The organism is Pseudomonas sp. TREG-RG-20F-10-E-6-01, from assembly GCF_022662455.1.
GTDB lineage: Bacteria > Pseudomonadota > Gammaproteobacteria > Pseudomonadales > Pseudomonadaceae > Aquipseudomonas.
Window position 1 is genome coordinate 547,708 of sequence record NZ_JAKNQP010000001.1, and the last position, 15,724, is coordinate 563,431.

The following is a 15,724-nucleotide window of genomic DNA, read 5'->3' on the forward strand; positions in this document are numbered from 1 at the left end:
TCAGCGCGCCGTAAAAATCAGCACCGCACCCACCGGCACCGACAAACTGATCGACTTGAGCCCTGCCGCTTTGCGCAAGGTCGCCACGCCCGGCGCCAGGTCAAAGTCTTCGGCATGCAGCACCACCGGCTCCAGGGTCACCACTTGAAAGCGTCGGTCATCCAGGCGCGTGGCCAGCAGTTCGGCGCTGTAGGTTTGGGTCTTGCCGTGCAACGTCACACTCAACGGCAGGCGCAACTCCAGCTGCGCGCCGGGGGCCAGGTCGTTGATGGGTTGCAGGTTGATCTGCGCACTGATCAGCGCTTCGGGGAAGGTCTTGATGTCGAACAGGTCATTGCGCATGCGCTCATCGCGCAGCGGGATGCCACTGTTGATCGACTCCACCTCCACTTCCAACTGGGCCGCGCCCTGGCTGTCGACCTTGCCGTGCAGCACCAGAAAGCGATGCACTTCTGCAATTTCGGTGTTCTTGGTGGTGACGAACGACAGGCGTGAGGATTCGTTATCCAGGTACCAGTCGGCGTGGGCGGGCATGGCGGCACAGGTCAGCAGCGCGAAGGCCAGGGGTTTGACGTTGAACATAAAGACTCATGAGGCAAAAAACCTGGGCGAACCTTAAGCGCAATATCACAAGCGGCGCAAATCTAATGTGGGAGCTGGCTTGCCTGCGATTGCGGTGAATCAGTGAATGAATCCGCTGACTGACACACCGCTTTCGCAGGCAAGCCAGCTCCCACATTTGTTCAGCGGTGACTGTCAGGCCAGCGCCCGCTGCACATCGCGCACTGTCGCTTCCAGGCTGGCCATGTGCAGGTTCAGTACGCGCTCCACCGGCGCCTGATGCATTGGCCAGTGCAACGCCATGCTGCCGACCAGGCGCCCATTGGCCTGCACCGGCAAGGCTACTGCGCGAATCAGAAATGGCAGGCGTACCGGGTATTCCCAGTAGCCTTCGGTGCGCTGGCCAAACCCCCGGTGCTGGGTTTGCTCGCAGGTGTGCAACTGCTCATCGGCCGCCACGTGATCGCGGCCCGCCAGGCGTTGCACCTCTTCGGCGGGCAGTTGCGTCAGGCAGGCCTTGCCCATCGCCGAGTGAAACAGGCTGGCGTGCTGGCCGACGATCTGGCAATTGTTCGGATACAACTTGCGCAGCACGCTGGGGATCGCGCTTTCCATGACCTCCAGGCGCTCGCCATCAAAACAGGATAAATCCACCACCAGCCCAGTGCGTTCGCTCAATTCCAGCAGCCACGGCGCGGCGCTTTCCACCACCTGGCGCTTGAAGCGTTGCTGGGTGTCGCCGAACAAGCGCTGGGCGCGCAGGCGATAACGGCGATCGCTCAGGCCGCGATAGACCCAACCCTGCTCTTGCAGGGTCAGCAACATGCGCGACACAGTGGCCTTGGGCAAACGCGTCAGATAATGCAGCTCCTCCAACCCCAACGCCTGGTGTTCACCGAGCAATTCGACAATTGCCAGTGCGCGCTCAACCGACCGTACGGTGCCTGTCTCGGCGTGGCTGCCCATGTTCGATCTCCTTGTTGCCGGTGGATGATCATTGTTCACAGCAAGATACAGGCCCGGTTGCGCGTCAATCACCTGATTCGAGGCACGCCGGTGGCCGGCGCTGCACCCATTGCGTCAACTGCTCATGGGCGTATGCCAGTTGCAGCACCGCGCGGTCGGCCTGGGCCGGGCCGATGATCTGCAGGCCCATGGGCAAGCCGCCAGGGTTGAAACCCACCGGGATGCTCATGCTCGGCAGACCGGCGAGTGTCGGTCCGATCACCACCTCCATCCAGCGGTGGTACGTGTCCATTTCGCGCCCGCCAACGAGGCGCGGCCACGCCTGTTGTGCATCGAAAGGGAACACCTGAGCGGTGGGCAGCAACAGGAAATCGTAACGTTCGAACAACTTGACCAAGGCGCGATACCACTCGCTGCGATCCACCGACGCCTGGTACACCTGCTGGGCACTCAAGCCCAGGCCACCCTCCACTTCCCATTGCGCCTCAGGTTTGAGCAACGCACGTTTTTGCGGGTTGGCGTAGGCCGCGCCGAGATTGCCGTGCACCAGCCAATGGCGGTGCACCAACCAACTGCGCCATAGCCGCGCCAGGGAAAACTCCGGCTGGCAGCGCTCTACTTCACACCCCAGCGTGACGAAATCACCAAGGGCCGATTCGCACAGGCTCAACACGCCGTCGTCCATTGGCAGGTAGCCGTTGTAATCCCCCAGCCAACCCAGACGCGCGCCTTTGAAGTCGCGCGGCAAGGGTTCGCCGAACACTGTCGGGTCTTCTTTGGATGACAACGGCACCCGCGGGTCGTAACCGGCCTGGATGCTCAGCAACCGCGCCACATCGGTCACACTGCGGCCCATCGGGCCTTCGGTACCCAGTTGCTGCACGAACACTTCCGGCATCGGCCCGTGCGGCACGCGCCCTTGCGACGGGCGCAGGCCAAACACATTGTTGAACGCGGCCGGGTTGCGCAGTGAGCCCATCATGTCGCTGCCATCGGCCACCGGCAGCATGCGCAGCGCCAGGGCCACCGCCGCCCCGCCACTGCTGCCGCCCGCCACCAGGCGTGGGTCATACGCATTGCCGGTGGTGCCGAACAGGGTGTTGTAGGTCTGCGAGCCGAGGCCGAACTCGGGCACGTTGGTCTTGCCGATAATGATCGCGCCGCTGGCCCGCACCCGCGCCACGCTGATGGCATCTTCGCTGGGCACATGCTCGGCAAACAACGGCGAGCCCAAGGTGGTGCGCAAGCCCTTGGTGGCGGCCAGGTCCTTGATCGCCTGGGGCATGCCATGCATCCAGCCGCGCGATTGGCCCTGTGCCAGTTCGCGATCACAGGCCCGGGCCTCGGCCAGTACGGCGTCGGCGTCGCGCAACGACACCAGCGCATTCACGCGCGGATTAAAGCGCTGGATCTGCGCCAGGTACGCGTACATCACGTCTTCACACGACACTTGCCGCGCATGAATCGCCCGCGACAGCTCAGTCGCGTCCCACTCAACAATGCTCAAGGCTTCACCTCACTTGAAAACGGCAGCGCTTTGTTTGCCCGCGGTGCCTCCTGCATGCAGTAAGTGCCCAGCAGCGTCAGCACGCAAGCGAACAACACGTAAAACGATGGCGCCACTGGCGTGCCCAACACTTTGGTCAGCCAGGTGACGATCAACGGCGCAAAGCCGCCGAACACCATCACCGCCACGTTATAGGCCACCGACACGCCGGTCGAGCGCACCTCGATAGGGAACTGCTCGGCCAAGGCCGTCGGCGCCGGGCCAAAGAAACCGCCGATGGCCGTGCAGAGCAGCACTTGCATCACCAGCAAACGCTCAATCGATGGCGCGGCGGCCACCCACACATACAACGGGTAGACCATCACGAAGAAGGCCAGGGTAAAAGCCATCAACACCGGCCGCCGCCCGAGGCGATCCGAGAGCAGGCCGGACAGCGGAATCACCACGGTCATCAGCGCCACCGCAAACATCTGCACCATCAGTACTTGGTCCAGCGGCAGGCCGAGGCTTTTGTGGGCGAAGGTCGGCATATTCACCAGCACCACGTAAAACGACACCGTCGCGCCGCAAGCCAAGCCCATCGACACCAGGATGCTGCGCCGATGCTCGCGAAGCACGTCCATCAGGCTCGGCGCCGGACCCGTGGCCTGCTTGCGTGCCTGGATAAACTCTTCCGGGTCTTCCATGTGCCGGCGAATCCACAGCCCTACCGGACCGATCAGCAAACCCAATACGAACGGCACACGCCAGCCCCACAGGTCGAGGGTTTGCGGCGCAAAGAAATGCGTGGCCAGCGCGACCATCGCCGCACCACCAAACACCGCCAGGCATTGCCCCACCAACTGCCAGGAGCCATACAAACCCTTGCGATGGGCCGGTGCACTCTCCACCAGAAACGCCGTGGCACTCGCGTACTCACCGCCGGTGGCAAAGCCTTGAAGCATGCGCGCCACCACGATCAGCAACGGCGCGCCCATGCCGATGGCGGCGTAATTGGGCGCAAAGGCGATCAGCGCGATGGACACCGTCATCAGCCGGATAATCAACTGCATCGCCGCCTTGCGACCTTTGCGGTCGGAGTAGATGCCCAGCAGGATGCCGCCCACCGGGCGCATGAAAAAGCCCACGCCGAAGGTGGCCAAGGCCATCAACAGCGAGGCGTACTCGTCCTCCGAGGGGAAAAACTGCCGGGCGATGATGCTGGCCAGAAAGCCGTAAACGATGAAGTCATACCATTCCAGCGCATTGCCGATCACGGCCGCCACCACCTGGCGGGTGCGCGAAACACCGGGTTTTGAAATCTGCATGAGGAACACTCCATTCAACCGATAAGGGAAAGGGGCCAGCGGCAGAAAAAGGCGGTCGTCAGGCAGGCTTGAGCCAGCTCTCGGCCAGCGCGCCCCAGTAGGCAGCGCCGGTCAGCAGGATGTCGTCGTTGAAATCATAGGCGGGGTTATGCACCATCGGCCGCGACACGCCGTTGCCGATAAACAGGTAACTGCCGGGGCAGCGCTGCAGCATCCAGGCGAAGTCCTCGCTGCCCATCAGCGTGCGCGTGTTGCCGTCCACCGCATCGGCGCCGAGCAAGGCGACGCCGACCTGGCGGGCGAACTCGGTTTCTTCGGCATGGTTGACCAGCACCGGGTAGGCCGGGCGGTGTTCGATCTGCACTGTGCAGCCGAAGCTGGCGGCCTGGGTTTGGATGATTGCGTTGACGCGTTCCAGCATCTGCTCGCGCACCTTGGGGTTCAACGCGCGCAGGCTCAGGCGCAACAGAGCTTGTTGAGGAATCACGTTGGCGGCCTGCCCTGCTTGCAGCGCGCCGACCGTGACCACGGCGGCTTCCTGGGTGTCGATGTTGCGCGACACCACAGTCTGCAAGGCCATGACCATACTCGCCGCCGCAACCAACGGGTCCACCGTCAAATGCGGCATGGACCCGTGGCCGCCGACGCCTTCGAGGGTCACGGTGAGCAAGTCCTGCGAAGCCATCATCGGGCCGACCCGCAAGCCCAAATGCCCAGCCGGCAAGCCCGGCATATTGTGCATCCCGAACAAGCCGTCACAGGGGAAACGCTCGAGCAAACCATCGGCCAGCATCGCCTCGGCGCCGCCCTGGCCTTCTTCAGCGGGTTGGAAAATCAGGTTCAACGTACCGTCGAATTGCCGCGTCGCCGCCAGATAACGTGCGGCGCCGAGCAGCATGGTGGTGTGGCCGTCATGCCCACAGGCGTGCATGCACCCGGCGTGCTGGCTGGTGTAGGCCGCGCCAGTGTTTTCGATGATGGGCAAGGCGTCCATGTCGGCGCGAATGCCCAACGTACGCGGGCTGCTGCCATTGCGCAGCACGCCGACCACACCGGTTTTGCCGATGCCGGTGTGCACGTCATAACCCCAATTTCTCAAGGATTGCGCGACGAGCGCTGAGGTGCGGTTTTCTTCAAAACCGAGTTCGGGATGGGCGTGGATGTCTTGACGCACGGCGTGCAAGTCGCTGGCGACGTCGCTGAGCCAATCCAGAATGTGCTGGTGTGGGCGCATGGTGATTCTCCTCACAGGCGGGTGTTCCCGTTCTTGTTTGCGACACATCGTCAGCTAACCGCGATGTGGGCGGGAGGACAATCAAAGGTGGTTCCACTGGGTGGAACCTGAGGCGGACACCTAATAACCCTGTGGCGAGCAAGCTTGCTTGCGCTGGGGTGCGAAGCGCCCCTAAAAGCTGGTGACTGCTGCGCAGTCAAACGGGGCCAATCTCCCTCGCCACGCAACGCAGATTGCGGACAGCTATTGGCCACCGGTTGCGACGGCGCGTGCATAGAGTTAACCTCGCCTCCGTCGCTGCTCATCAGTGACCGGGCCTGGAAACCCGATGCTTAAGGACGCTACAGCGTCGTCAAACAATCAGCAGGCGCTTTTTTTATGCCTGCAGTTTGTGCTTTTTGGCGGCTGTACGTGGGAGACCTTCGGGTCTGCCGGGTTCCTTTTGCCTCGGTTTCCAGCCCGCGTACAGTTGCCACCCTTCGCCTGGAAACGTTAGTGGCAGCTCTTTTTGTTCATGCAAAAGGAATCAGTTATGACTAACGCAACATCAGCCGAAACCATCGGCGCCGCCACCTTCGCAGACTGCGGAGAGAACAAAAGCCATCTGAAAGTGTTCCGCGTCAACGCCGGGGTTCCGCTTGTGGAAGCCCTGGAACACGCATCCCACGTGCTCTATTACGCAAAAATGCTCTCCCTTGAAGCTGCCATGGACCCCAAGGCGGAGAAGTTTGCATTCGCCTCGCATTACCTGGGAGAAATGGGCAAGGCCATCATTGATGACCTGCTGCTGGCTATGCAGCCTGGCAGCCCAACCCCGCAGTAAGTCGTTCGCGCCCGGTGCAGTGCATCGGGCGCCTGCCTGGACCTCTCTCATTTCCAATGATTAATGCAAATCCAATGTGGGAGGGGGCTAGCTCCCGATGGCGGTGTGTCAGTCGGCTTATATATAACTGGCCCACCGTATTCGCGAGCAAGCCCGCTCCCACATTTTGAGCTCAGTACATCAGGTAGACGCGTGTACTCGGTCAAATGTGGGAGCTGGCTTGCCTGCGAAGGCATCAACTGGTTATGCCTGATGTGCCGAGGTGTCTGCATCGCAGGCAAGCCAGCTCCCACAGGGAATCCTGGGTGTGTCAGGGGTTGAGGCGACAGCCTTGCCGATCACCCATCCAGCGCGCCGTATGCGTGCGCCCCAACCCACTCGCCGTCATTTCACTGCGCTCCGGGTTGTCGCTGAAGGCGCTGGTCGGCACGTATTGCTTCACATAGCCCAGGCAATACTCGGCCGGATGGTTCTGCACATACCGGCACGAGCAATATTCCTTGGCGGTGTACGCCGCGATGATGTCGGGGAAGGCTTGCAGGTTGACGCGCTCATGCCAGACCCAGCCCAGCAACGCGAGCAACAGCAGTAGGAACAGGCTGATGAACGGGTGTCGACGAATCATGGTTGCACCGCCGCGAGCACGCGTTTGAGCAGTTCGTTGTGGCGGTAGCTGCCGTCGCGGTCATCGCCGTAACGCACGATCACCAGGTGTTCATCGGGCATCACAAACAGCGCCTGGCCCCAATGGCCGAGGGCGGCGAAGGTGTCGGCGGGCGCATCGGGCCATGGTCTTGGCGCGCCCTGGTTCAGCCACCACTGGCCGCCAGGCACGGCTTCGTCCTGGCCGGTTTTGTATTTGTCGAAGGGTTTGCGGTTGAAGGCGACCCACTCTTTAGGCAGCAATTGCTGCTCGCCCCAACGCCCATCGCGTGCCATCAGCAGGCCGACGCGCGCCAGGTCGCGGGCGGTGAGGTAGGCGTAAGAGGAGGCGACGAAGGTTTCGTCGGCGTCGGTTTCCCAAGTGGCGTTGCGAATGCCCAGCGGCTTGAACAGCGCGTCCCACGGGTAACTCATATAGGCCTTGTGGCCGAGCATGCCTTTGAGGGTGGCGGAGAGGATGTTGCTGTCGCCGCTGGAGTAACGGAAGGCTTGGCCCGGTGCCGCTGCGGCCTCGGTGTCAGCGGCGAACTCGGCCATGTCGGCGCGGCCACGGGTGTAGAGCATCGCCACCACCGAGGATTTCAGCGGGGCGTATTCGTAATCTTCCTGCCAGTCCAGGCCCGAGGCCCAGTGCAGCAGGTCGGCCATCGTCACTTTGGGGTGCTGCTTCATCGGCGGGTAGAAGCGTGCGGCGGGGTCGGTGAGTTTGAAGCGATTTTCGCCATAGGCCACGCCCAGCACGGTGGCCATCAGGCTTTTGCTGATCGACCAGGTCAGGTGCGGCGTGCTCGCGGTAGTGGGTGCAGCGTAGCGCTCATAGATGATCTCGCCGTCGCGGATCACCAGCAGCGCGTCGGTGCGAATGCCTTGGCGGGTGGCGTCGTCACGGGTTGGGAACGCATAGGCAGTCAGAGTATCGACAGCGGGGCCGGCGAGTGCTGTGCCATGTGCCCAGTCCTTGTCAGGCCAGGTGTCGGCGCGGGCGGCAACGGTGACAAACAGCAGGGCAACGCACAACAAGCCTCGGACCATGGACGCGAACTCAAGGGGGGCATTCAAGCCCGCGAGCCTAGCCGAGGCGCATGACAGATTGGCGACATCAACGGCTGTCATCTAAGCGTCACCATAACTTCATGGCGCTGACACCGAGCCTACATAGCCTGAGTTTGGACAAACAAGTCGACCGGCCGAAATGTGGCTGGCACTCGGAGATTCGCCATGACTCAGATCGCCCGCATCAGCGACACCGGCAATGAACGCCGCCTGCAAGCCGAACGCCTGATTGGCGCCAAGGCTTTGCAGGAAGCCCAGGCCCTGCGGTTCAACGTGTTCAGCGGCGAGTTCAACGCCAAGCTGAAAGGCGCGGAACTGGGTCTGGACATGGATGACTATGATGTTCACTGCAGCCACATCGGCGTGCGGGACTTGAACAGCGGTCGATTGGTCGCCACCACCCGTTTGCTCGACCACCAGGCCGCCAGCACCCTGGGCCGGTTCTACAGCGAAGAAGAATTCAGCCTGCACGGCTTGCTGCACCTGCAAGGCCCGATCCTGGAAATCGGTCGCACCTGCGTCGACCCGGCCTACCGCAACGGCGGCACCATTGCCGTGTTGTGGGGCGAGTTGGCGGAAGTCTTAAACCAGGGCGGCTACAGCTACTTGATGGGCTGCGCGAGCATCCCGATGCACGACGGCGGCATCCAGGCCCACGCGATCATGCAGCGCCTGCGCGAACGCTACCTGTGCAACGAGCACCTGCGCGCCGAGCCGAAAAAGCCACTGCCGGCACTGGACTTGCCGTCCAACGTGATCGCCGAAATGCCGCCATTGCTCAAGGCCTACATGCGCCTGGGTGCGAAGATCTGCGGCGAGCCGTGCTGGGATGAAGACTTCCAGGTGGCCGACGTGTTCATTCTGCTCAAGCGTGACGAGCTGTGCCCACGTTATGCCCGCCACTTCAAGGCGGCCATGTGATGGCCCGCCTGCGCGTGTACGGGCGCATCGCCCGGGTGCTGCTGGTGGTCGCGCTGGGGCTGAGCATGGCCAGCGTGTTTGGCGTGTTCGAGCGTTTGGGCGTGGCCAACTCGATGGTGCGCCGCCAGCGCTGGTCGCGATTCTTTATGGCGCGGCTGACCCACGCCCTGCCCTTTCGCGTGACGGTACACGGTGAGTTGCCGAAAACGCCGATGCTGTGGGTGAGCAATCACGTGTCCTGGACCGATATCCCACTGCTGGGCGCTGTGGCGCCGATGTCCTTTCTGTCCAAGGCCGAAGTGCGCACCTGGCCGGTGGCCGGCTGGTTGGCGGCCAAAGCCGGCAGCTTGTTTATCCGCCGGGGTTCGGGCGACAGCCAGTTGATCCGCAAGCAGATGACCCGTCACCTGGAGCAACAGCACCCGCTGCTGATGTTCCCCGAAGGCACCACCACGGACGGGCGCAGCCTGCGCACCTTCCACGGGCGTTTGCTGGCCAGTGCGATTGATGCCGATGTGTCGCTGCAACCGGTGGCGATTCGTTATTTGCGTGATGGGCAAGTGGACCCGCTGGCACCGTTTATTGGTGACGACGATTTGCTCTCGCACCTGATGCGCCTGTTTGCCAACGACCAGGGCGATGTGGAGATTCATGTGCTGCAGCCGATTGCGTGTGCTGGGCAGGAACGCGCGGCGCTGGCGTTCCAGGCGCAGCAGGCGGTGCAGAAGGCGTTGTTTGGGCCGTTGCCGGAGGCTGAGCAAGTGGATGCTCGACCGGCATTTGCTGCCTAAAGCGGGCACGCTCAAAAAAATGTGGGAGCGGGCTTGCTCGCGAATGCGGTCTGTCAGCAACAAATGTACTGACTGATACACCGCATTCGCGAGCAAGCCCGCTCCCACATTTAGATATCAGTAGTCAGAGAAGCTTGTGCAAACGCCTGCAACTCGGGGTAGAACAGCCGAAAGTCTTCACTCAACGGCTCATACAACACCCGCAACTCCTGCATGGCATGCCTCAATTCCTCGGGCTGGGTCAAACGCCGTGAGATCCCGCGCAACACCTGTTCCATCACCGCGAACTCGCGGTACGAACCCAACCAATCATCCGCCGCCATATAGGGTGCGATCTGCGCCAGCCGTCCGGGCAACTGCGGCTCGGCCGCCAGCACGCGGTACACCTGCGCCGTGAAGCGCTCCAGCGGCTGGTCGGCATACAGCGCCCAGTCCCGCGCCAGGCAGTGATCGAAAAACACATCCAGGACAATCCCGGCGTAGCGCTTGCGGGTCAGGCTGAAGCGTGACAACGCCTCGCCTACCAATGGGTGGCTGTCGGTGAAGCGATCAATGGAGCGATGCAACTGGATCGCCGCTTCGATTTGCGGGCTGAACTGGCCCTGCAGGCGGCCTTTGACGAAGTCACCATAGAGGCTGCCCAGCAATTGCGCAGGAAGTTGGCCGCCCAGGTGCAGATGTGCGAGATAATTCATGGCGCGCAGTCTACCACTGCCATCCATGTATCGTTATAACCCGATATACCGAAATAGCCGGTCTTAAGACCAAAAGCATATTGGTGTATCGGGATGCAACGATTTAAAGTTCGCCTCATCGCGATATAACGTTTTACGAAAACGAGCACCTGCCATGTCCATCGACCTCGACGAAATAATAAAAGCCCTGGCGCACCCAGTACGACGAGACATCCTCACCTGGCTGAAAGACCCGAAAGTGCAGTTCCCCGAGCAAGTGCACAACCACGAATACGGCATCTGCGCCGGGCAGATCGACCAGCGCTGCGGCTTGTCCCAGTCGACCGTGTCGGCCCACTTGGCGACCTTGCAACGGGCGGGTTTGATCAGCAGCCAGAAGGCCGGGCAGTGGCACTTTTTCAGACGCAATGAGGAAGTGATCCAAGCCTTTCTCACGGCGCTTACGACTGAACTTAGCGCTGAAATCATCGAACCGCTGTAACCAAGGAAACGCAAATGCCCCTCTCGCTACTCATACTGGCCCTGAGCGCCTTCGCCATCGGCACCACCGAGTTCGTCATCATGGGCTTGCTGCCCGATGTGGCGGCGGACCTGGGCGTGTCGATTCCCGGCGCCGGCTGGCTGGTCACCGGCTACGCCTTGGGCGTGGCCATCGGCGCCCCCTTCATGGCACTGGCCACCGCCAAGCTGCCACGCAAGGCCGCCCTCGTAGCGTTGATGGGCATCTTTATTGTCGGCAACCTACTCTGCGCCCTGGCCAGTGACTACAACGTGCTGATGTTTGCCCGTGTGGTCACCGCGCTGTGCCACGGTGCGTTCTTTGGTATCGGCTCGGTGGTCGCCGCCAACCTGGTGCCGGCCAACAAACGAGCATCCGCGGTCGCCTTGATGTTCACCGGCTTGACCCTGGCCAACGTACTCGGCGTGCCGCTGGGTACCGCACTGGGCCAGGAAGCCGGCTGGCGCTCGACCTTCTGGGCCGTGACGGTAATCGGCGTTGTGGCGCTGATCGGCCTGATCCGCTTTCTGCCGGCCAAGCGTGACGAAGAAAAACTCGACATGCGCGCTGAACTGGCCGCCCTCAAAGGTGCCGGCATCTGGTTGTCGCTGACCATGACCGCGCTGTTCGCCGCCTCCATGTTCACCCTCTTCACCTACGTCGCGCCGCTGCTGGGCGACGTCACCGGCGTGTCGCCCAAAGGCGTGACCTGGACCCTGCTGCTGATCGGCCTGGGCCTCACCGTGGGCAACATCATCGGCGGCAAGCTGGCGGACAAACGCCTGGCGGCGACCTTGATCGGTGTGTTCATCAGCATGGCGGTGGTGTCCACGGTGCTGACCTGGACCAGCGTCGCGGTGATCCCGACTGAAATCACCCTGTTCCTGTGGGCCACCGCCTCGTTCGCCGCCGTACCGGCGCTGCAGATCAACGTGGTGACCTTCGGCAAGGCCGCACCGAATTTAGTGTCCACTCTGAATATCGGCGCCTTCAACATCGGCAATGCCCTCGGCGCCTGGGTCGGCGGCAGTGTGATTGCCCATGGATTCGGCCTGACCAGCGTGCCATTGGCGGCTGCGGCCCTGGCGATTCTGGCCCTGCTGGTGACCCTGATTACTTTCCGTCAGAGCGGCGATGCCGACCTGGCCCCTGCGACCAACTGATCAATCCACTTAAACAGAAGGGTGTTATCCCATGACGACTATTTTCGATCCGATCAAACTGGGCGACCTGCAATTGTCCAACCGCATCATTATGGCGCCGCTGACCCGCTGCCGTGCCGATGAAGGCCGCGTACCCAACGCGCTGATGGCCGAGTACTACGTGCAACGCGCGTCTGCCGGGCTGATCCTCAGCGAAGCCACTTCCGTGACGCCGCTGGGCGTGGGCTACCCGGACACCCCGGGCATCTGGTCCAACGACCAGGTACGCGGCTGGGCCAATGTGACCAAGGCCGTGCACGGCGCGGGCGGCAAGATCTTCCTGCAACTGTGGCACGTCGGCCGCATCTCCCACGAGTCGTACCTGAACGGCGAAACCCCGGTGGCACCCAGCGCGATCCAGCCTAAGGGCCACGTGAGCCTGGTGCGTCCGCTGGCCGACTACCCGACGCCTCGTGCGCTGGAAACCGCTGAAATCGCCGATATCGTTGACGCTTACCGCGTCGGCGCCGAAAACGCCAAGGCCGCAGGCTTTGACGGCGTGGAAATCCACGGCGCCAACGGTTACCTGCTCGACCAGTTCCTGCAAAGCAGCACCAACAAGCGCACCGACAACTACGGCGGCTCCCTGGAAAACCGTGCGCGCCTGCTGCTGGAAGTGACCGACGCCGCCATCGACGTCTGGGGCGCCGGCCGCGTGGGTGTGCATCTGGCGCCGCGTGCCGACGCCCATGACATGGGCGACGACAACCTGGCCGAAACCTTCACCTACGTCGCCAGCGAACTGGGCAAGCGTGGCATCGCGTTCATCTGCTCGCGTGAAAAAGAAGCCGGCGACAGCCTCGGTCCACAGCTGAAAAAAGCCTTCGGTGGCCCGTACATTGCCAACGAACGCTTCACCAAGGACAGCGCCAATGCCTGGCTGGCCTCGGGCAAGGCAGACGCGGTGGCCTTTGGCGTACCGTTTATTGCCAACCCGGACCTGCCGGCCCGCCTGAAGGCCGACGCGCCGCTGAACGAAGCGCACCCGGAAACTTTCTACGCCAAGGGCCCGGTCGGCTACATCGACTACCCAACCCTGGCGCTTTGATCGTCTGAAACGCAAAAGCCCCGGTTCGCAAGAACCGGGGCTTTTTACTGCGCGCAGGAATACCGGAGATTGAATGTGGCAGCTGGCTTGTATGGGAGCTGGCTTGCCTGCGATAGCATCGCTGCGGTGCCTCTGGCGTACCGAGGTGCCTGCATCGCGGGCAAGCCCGGCTCCCCCCCAAGCCGCCCCAACATGTTGATTTGCGCCAGCTTTAGAAACATTCCTTCACAGGCTTGCAACAATATTGCTACAAAATACTTAGGCGGCTACCTATCAACCGGCCGCCAGCCCGTATATAAAGTCACCCCACCTTTCAGGCGCAAGGACGATCGACAGTCGCTTGTCTTTGCTGTTGACACAACTTGACGCAATTACGCATTTTGTCTTAATTGCGCAGGCTGGGGCTCAGGCGCAGCATGTCCAGCCCTGCATCAACCCAGCGCTCGGCCTCTTGATGCAACTGAAAGCTGTCGGGCACCAGAAGCCATTGGCCAATCAGCCCATTGATGTAGGCATGAATGCACACCGCACCACGGGTGGTGTCGAGATTTTCCGGAAGCTGCCCGCGATGGACCGCGTTACGCAATGTCAGGCCGATACGCAGGTTGCATTCCAGGCTATGGGTCTGGCGCTGGCGGCGCATGTCACACATTTCATCGGTGAACTCGCACTTATGAAACAAAATCTCATTAATGCGCCGGGTTTTCGGGTCCAGGGCCACCTGATGAAACAAATGAATCAACAGCTTGCGCATACAGCCAAGCGGATCGACTTCATCCTCGCTTTCACTCGCCCTGGCCAGTTCGTCCAGGGGTTCGTGCAGCGTGTCCAGCAGTGCCTGGAGCAAATCGGACTTGTTGCTGAAATGCCAGTAGATAGCACCGCGCGTCACACCGGCCAGCGCCGCGATATCCGCCAGCGTAGTGCGCGCAACGCCGCGCTCATAAAAGGCCTGTTCGGCGGCTTCGAGAATCTGGCTGCGCGTTTCCTGAGCTTCCTCTTTGGTGCGACGAACCATGGCAGTAAAACCTCAATCAGAACACTTGGGACTATCGGTAACGCAGCTTTAATAGGCGGTAACGATCATCTAAATAATTGTGGGACGACACCGTCATGGGCGCCGAACGTACTAAAATCGAGGCTTTTGGACCTGCTTTGTCAGCATTCCGCGAAGCCTGTCAAGAGTTTACAAACAACCATGAACGTAAGTATATTGCGTAGCAAGCTACTTATCTACTCACAGCTTGTTTTTTACCCTTCCACACTTCTTGTGCGCATTCTGCGCGCCTGACCCGAGGATCTTCATGCAACTTAAGCCAGCTGTTACCGCTCTGGTCACTGCCGTCGCCCTGGCATCGCTGCTCAGCGGATGTAAAAAGGAAGAAGCGGCTCCGCCCGCTCAACCCCCTCAGGTCGGCGTGGTCACCATTCAACCGCAAGCCTTTACCCTGACCTCCGAATTGCCGGGGCGTACCACCGCCTTCCGCATTGCGGAAGTTCGGCCTCAGGTCAACGGCATCATTCTCAAGCGTCTGTTCAAGGAAGGCGCCGACGTGAAGGAAGGGCAACAGCTCTACCAGATCGACCCATCGGTGTATGACGCGACCCTGAAAAGCGCACAAGCCAGCCTGACCCAGACCAAGTCCATCACCGACCGCTACAAGCAGTTGGTCGATGAGCAAGCCGTCAGCCGCCAGGAATACGACACTGCCGTCGCTAACCGCATGACTGCCGAAGCAAACGTTCAAACCGCCCAGATCAACGTGCGCTACACCAAAGTGTTCGCGCCGATCTCCGGGCGTATTGGCCGTTCTTCGGTCACCGAAGGCGCACTGGTCAGCAATGGCCAGGCCGATGCCATGGCCGTCATCCAGCAATTGGACCCGATCTATGTCGACGTCACGCAGTCTTCGGCTGAAATGCTGAAACTGCGCCGTGACCTGGAAAGCGGCCAGCTGGAAAAAGCCGGCGAAAATGCCGCCAAGGTCAAGCTGACCCTGGAAGATGGCAGCGCCTATGGCCACGACGGCAAGCTGGAATTCTCCGAAGTTTCGGTCGACCAGACCACCGGTTCCGTGACCCTGCGCGCCGTGTTCCCGAACCCTGATCACACCCTGCTGCCAGGCATGTTCGTCCACGCCCAGCTGCAAGCCGGTGTGAACAGCAAGGCCATTCTGGCCCCGCAGCAAGGCGTGACCCGTGACCTCAAGGGCATCCCGACTGCGCTGATCGTGAACAAGGACAACAAGGTCGAGCAACGTCAGCTGGTCGCCAACCGTACTGCCGGCGCCTACTGGCTGGTGGAAAAAGGCCTGGACGCCGGTGACCGCGTGATCACCGAAGGCCTGCAATTCATCAAGCCGGGCATCGAAGTCAAGGTCAAGGACGCAGACAACGCCAAACCCGCCGGCACTGCCGCAGCGCCTGCTGCCGATGCTGGTAAAGGGGAGTAAT

General features: G+C 61.6%; 16 protein-coding genes. 7 read left to right on the forward strand and 9 right to left on the reverse strand.

Going from position 1 to position 15,724, the window contains the following annotated elements; genetic code table 11:
* The 5 genes from L8K08_RS02675 to L8K08_RS02695 form a co-directional block, all read right to left on the reverse strand.
* Positions 1-582 (reverse strand): YceI family protein, encoded by a 582-nt coding sequence (locus L8K08_RS02675; RefSeq protein ID WP_242194161.1) that lies wholly within the window; start codon positions 580-582, stop codon positions 1-3.
* Between the two features lie 174 nt (positions 583-756).
* Entirely contained in the window at positions 757-1,527 is a 771-nt protein-coding gene (locus L8K08_RS02680) for a helix-turn-helix domain-containing protein (RefSeq protein ID WP_242194163.1), read from the reverse strand.
* Between the two features lie 64 nt (positions 1,528-1,591).
* Positions 1,592-3,034: an amidase gene (locus L8K08_RS02685; RefSeq protein WP_242194165.1), complete on the reverse strand. Its 1,443-nt coding sequence runs from the start codon at positions 3,032-3,034 to the stop codon at positions 1,592-1,594.
* Entirely contained in the window at positions 3,031-4,341 is a 1,311-nt protein-coding gene (locus L8K08_RS02690; protein WP_242194167.1) for a citrate-proton symporter, read from the reverse strand. The genes L8K08_RS02685 and L8K08_RS02690 overlap by 4 nt, the downstream gene beginning before the upstream one ends.
* 58 nt (positions 4,342-4,399) lie before the next feature.
* Complete coding sequence (locus tag L8K08_RS02695; protein ID WP_242194169.1) at positions 4,400-5,575, reverse strand: M20 aminoacylase family protein; 1,176 nt, start codon at positions 5,573-5,575, stop codon at positions 4,400-4,402.
* A gap of 532 nt (positions 5,576-6,107) precedes the next feature.
* Here L8K08_RS02695 and L8K08_RS02700 point away from each other — a divergent pair.
* Positions 6,108-6,398 carry a DUF3077 domain-containing protein gene (locus L8K08_RS02700; protein ID WP_242194171.1) on the forward strand — a complete coding sequence of 97 codons (291 nt, stop codon included), beginning with the start codon at positions 6,108-6,110 and terminating at the stop codon, positions 6,396-6,398.
* A 310-nt stretch (positions 6,399-6,708) separates the two neighbouring features.
* Here L8K08_RS02700 and L8K08_RS02705 read toward each other — a convergent pair whose 3' ends face one another.
* Together L8K08_RS02705 and L8K08_RS02710 are read right to left on the reverse strand one after the other, a co-directional pair.
* Positions 6,709-7,023 (reverse strand): amidase, encoded by a 315-nt coding sequence (locus tag L8K08_RS02705; protein WP_242194174.1) that lies wholly within the window; start codon positions 7,021-7,023, stop codon positions 6,709-6,711.
* Positions 7,020-8,093 (reverse strand): serine hydrolase, encoded by a 1,074-nt coding sequence (locus L8K08_RS02710; RefSeq protein WP_242195043.1) that lies wholly within the window; start codon positions 8,091-8,093, stop codon positions 7,020-7,022. Before L8K08_RS02710 ends, L8K08_RS02705 begins: the two co-directional genes overlap by 4 nt.
* 186 nt (positions 8,094-8,279) lie before the next feature.
* Between L8K08_RS02710 and olsB the strand changes: the two genes are divergently transcribed.
* Together olsB and L8K08_RS02720 are read left to right on the forward strand one after the other, a co-directional pair.
* Complete coding sequence (gene olsB, locus L8K08_RS02715; protein WP_119738887.1) at positions 8,280-9,035, forward strand: L-ornithine N(alpha)-acyltransferase; 756 nt, start codon at positions 8,280-8,282, stop codon at positions 9,033-9,035.
* On the forward strand, positions 9,035-9,826 hold the full coding sequence (locus L8K08_RS02720; RefSeq protein ID WP_242194176.1) for a lysophospholipid acyltransferase family protein: 792 nt from the start codon (positions 9,035-9,037) through the stop codon (positions 9,824-9,826). The genes olsB and L8K08_RS02720 overlap by 1 nt, the downstream gene beginning before the upstream one ends.
* 110 nt (positions 9,827-9,936) lie before the next feature.
* Here the strand turns inward: L8K08_RS02720 and L8K08_RS02725 are convergent, their stop codons facing one another.
* Complete coding sequence (locus tag L8K08_RS02725) at positions 9,937-10,521, reverse strand: ACP phosphodiesterase (protein WP_145162778.1); 585 nt, start codon at positions 10,519-10,521, stop codon at positions 9,937-9,939.
* 154 nt (positions 10,522-10,675) lie between these two features.
* Between L8K08_RS02725 and L8K08_RS02730 the strand changes: the two genes are divergently transcribed.
* Genes L8K08_RS02730 through L8K08_RS02740 form a run of 3 tightly spaced genes read left to right on the forward strand, consistent with a single transcriptional unit; the run spans position 10,676 to position 13,270 of the window.
* Positions 10,676-11,002 carry a helix-turn-helix transcriptional regulator gene (locus L8K08_RS02730; protein ID WP_145162776.1) on the forward strand — a complete coding sequence of 109 codons (327 nt, stop codon included), beginning with the start codon at positions 10,676-10,678 and terminating at the stop codon, positions 11,000-11,002.
* Between the two features lie 14 nt (positions 11,003-11,016).
* Positions 11,017-12,183, forward strand: a complete 1,167-nt coding sequence (locus tag L8K08_RS02735) for an MFS transporter (RefSeq protein WP_017137251.1) — start codon at positions 11,017-11,019, stop codon at positions 12,181-12,183.
* Positions 12,184-12,214: 31 nt separating this feature from the next.
* Positions 12,215-13,270, forward strand: a complete 1,056-nt coding sequence (locus L8K08_RS02740) for an alkene reductase (RefSeq protein WP_242194178.1) — start codon at positions 12,215-12,217, stop codon at positions 13,268-13,270.
* Positions 13,271-13,655: 385 nt separating this feature from the next.
* Here L8K08_RS02740 and L8K08_RS02745 read toward each other — a convergent pair whose 3' ends face one another.
* Entirely contained in the window at positions 13,656-14,288 is a 633-nt protein-coding gene (locus L8K08_RS02745; RefSeq protein WP_027604391.1) for a TetR family transcriptional regulator, read from the reverse strand.
* A gap of 286 nt (positions 14,289-14,574) precedes the next feature.
* On the opposite strand from L8K08_RS02745, the gene L8K08_RS02750 reads away from it, so the two are divergent.
* Complete coding sequence (locus L8K08_RS02750) at positions 14,575-15,723, forward strand: efflux RND transporter periplasmic adaptor subunit (RefSeq protein ID WP_242194181.1); 1,149 nt, start codon at positions 14,575-14,577, stop codon at positions 15,721-15,723.
* The last annotated feature ends 1 nt before the right edge of the window (position 15,724 follow it).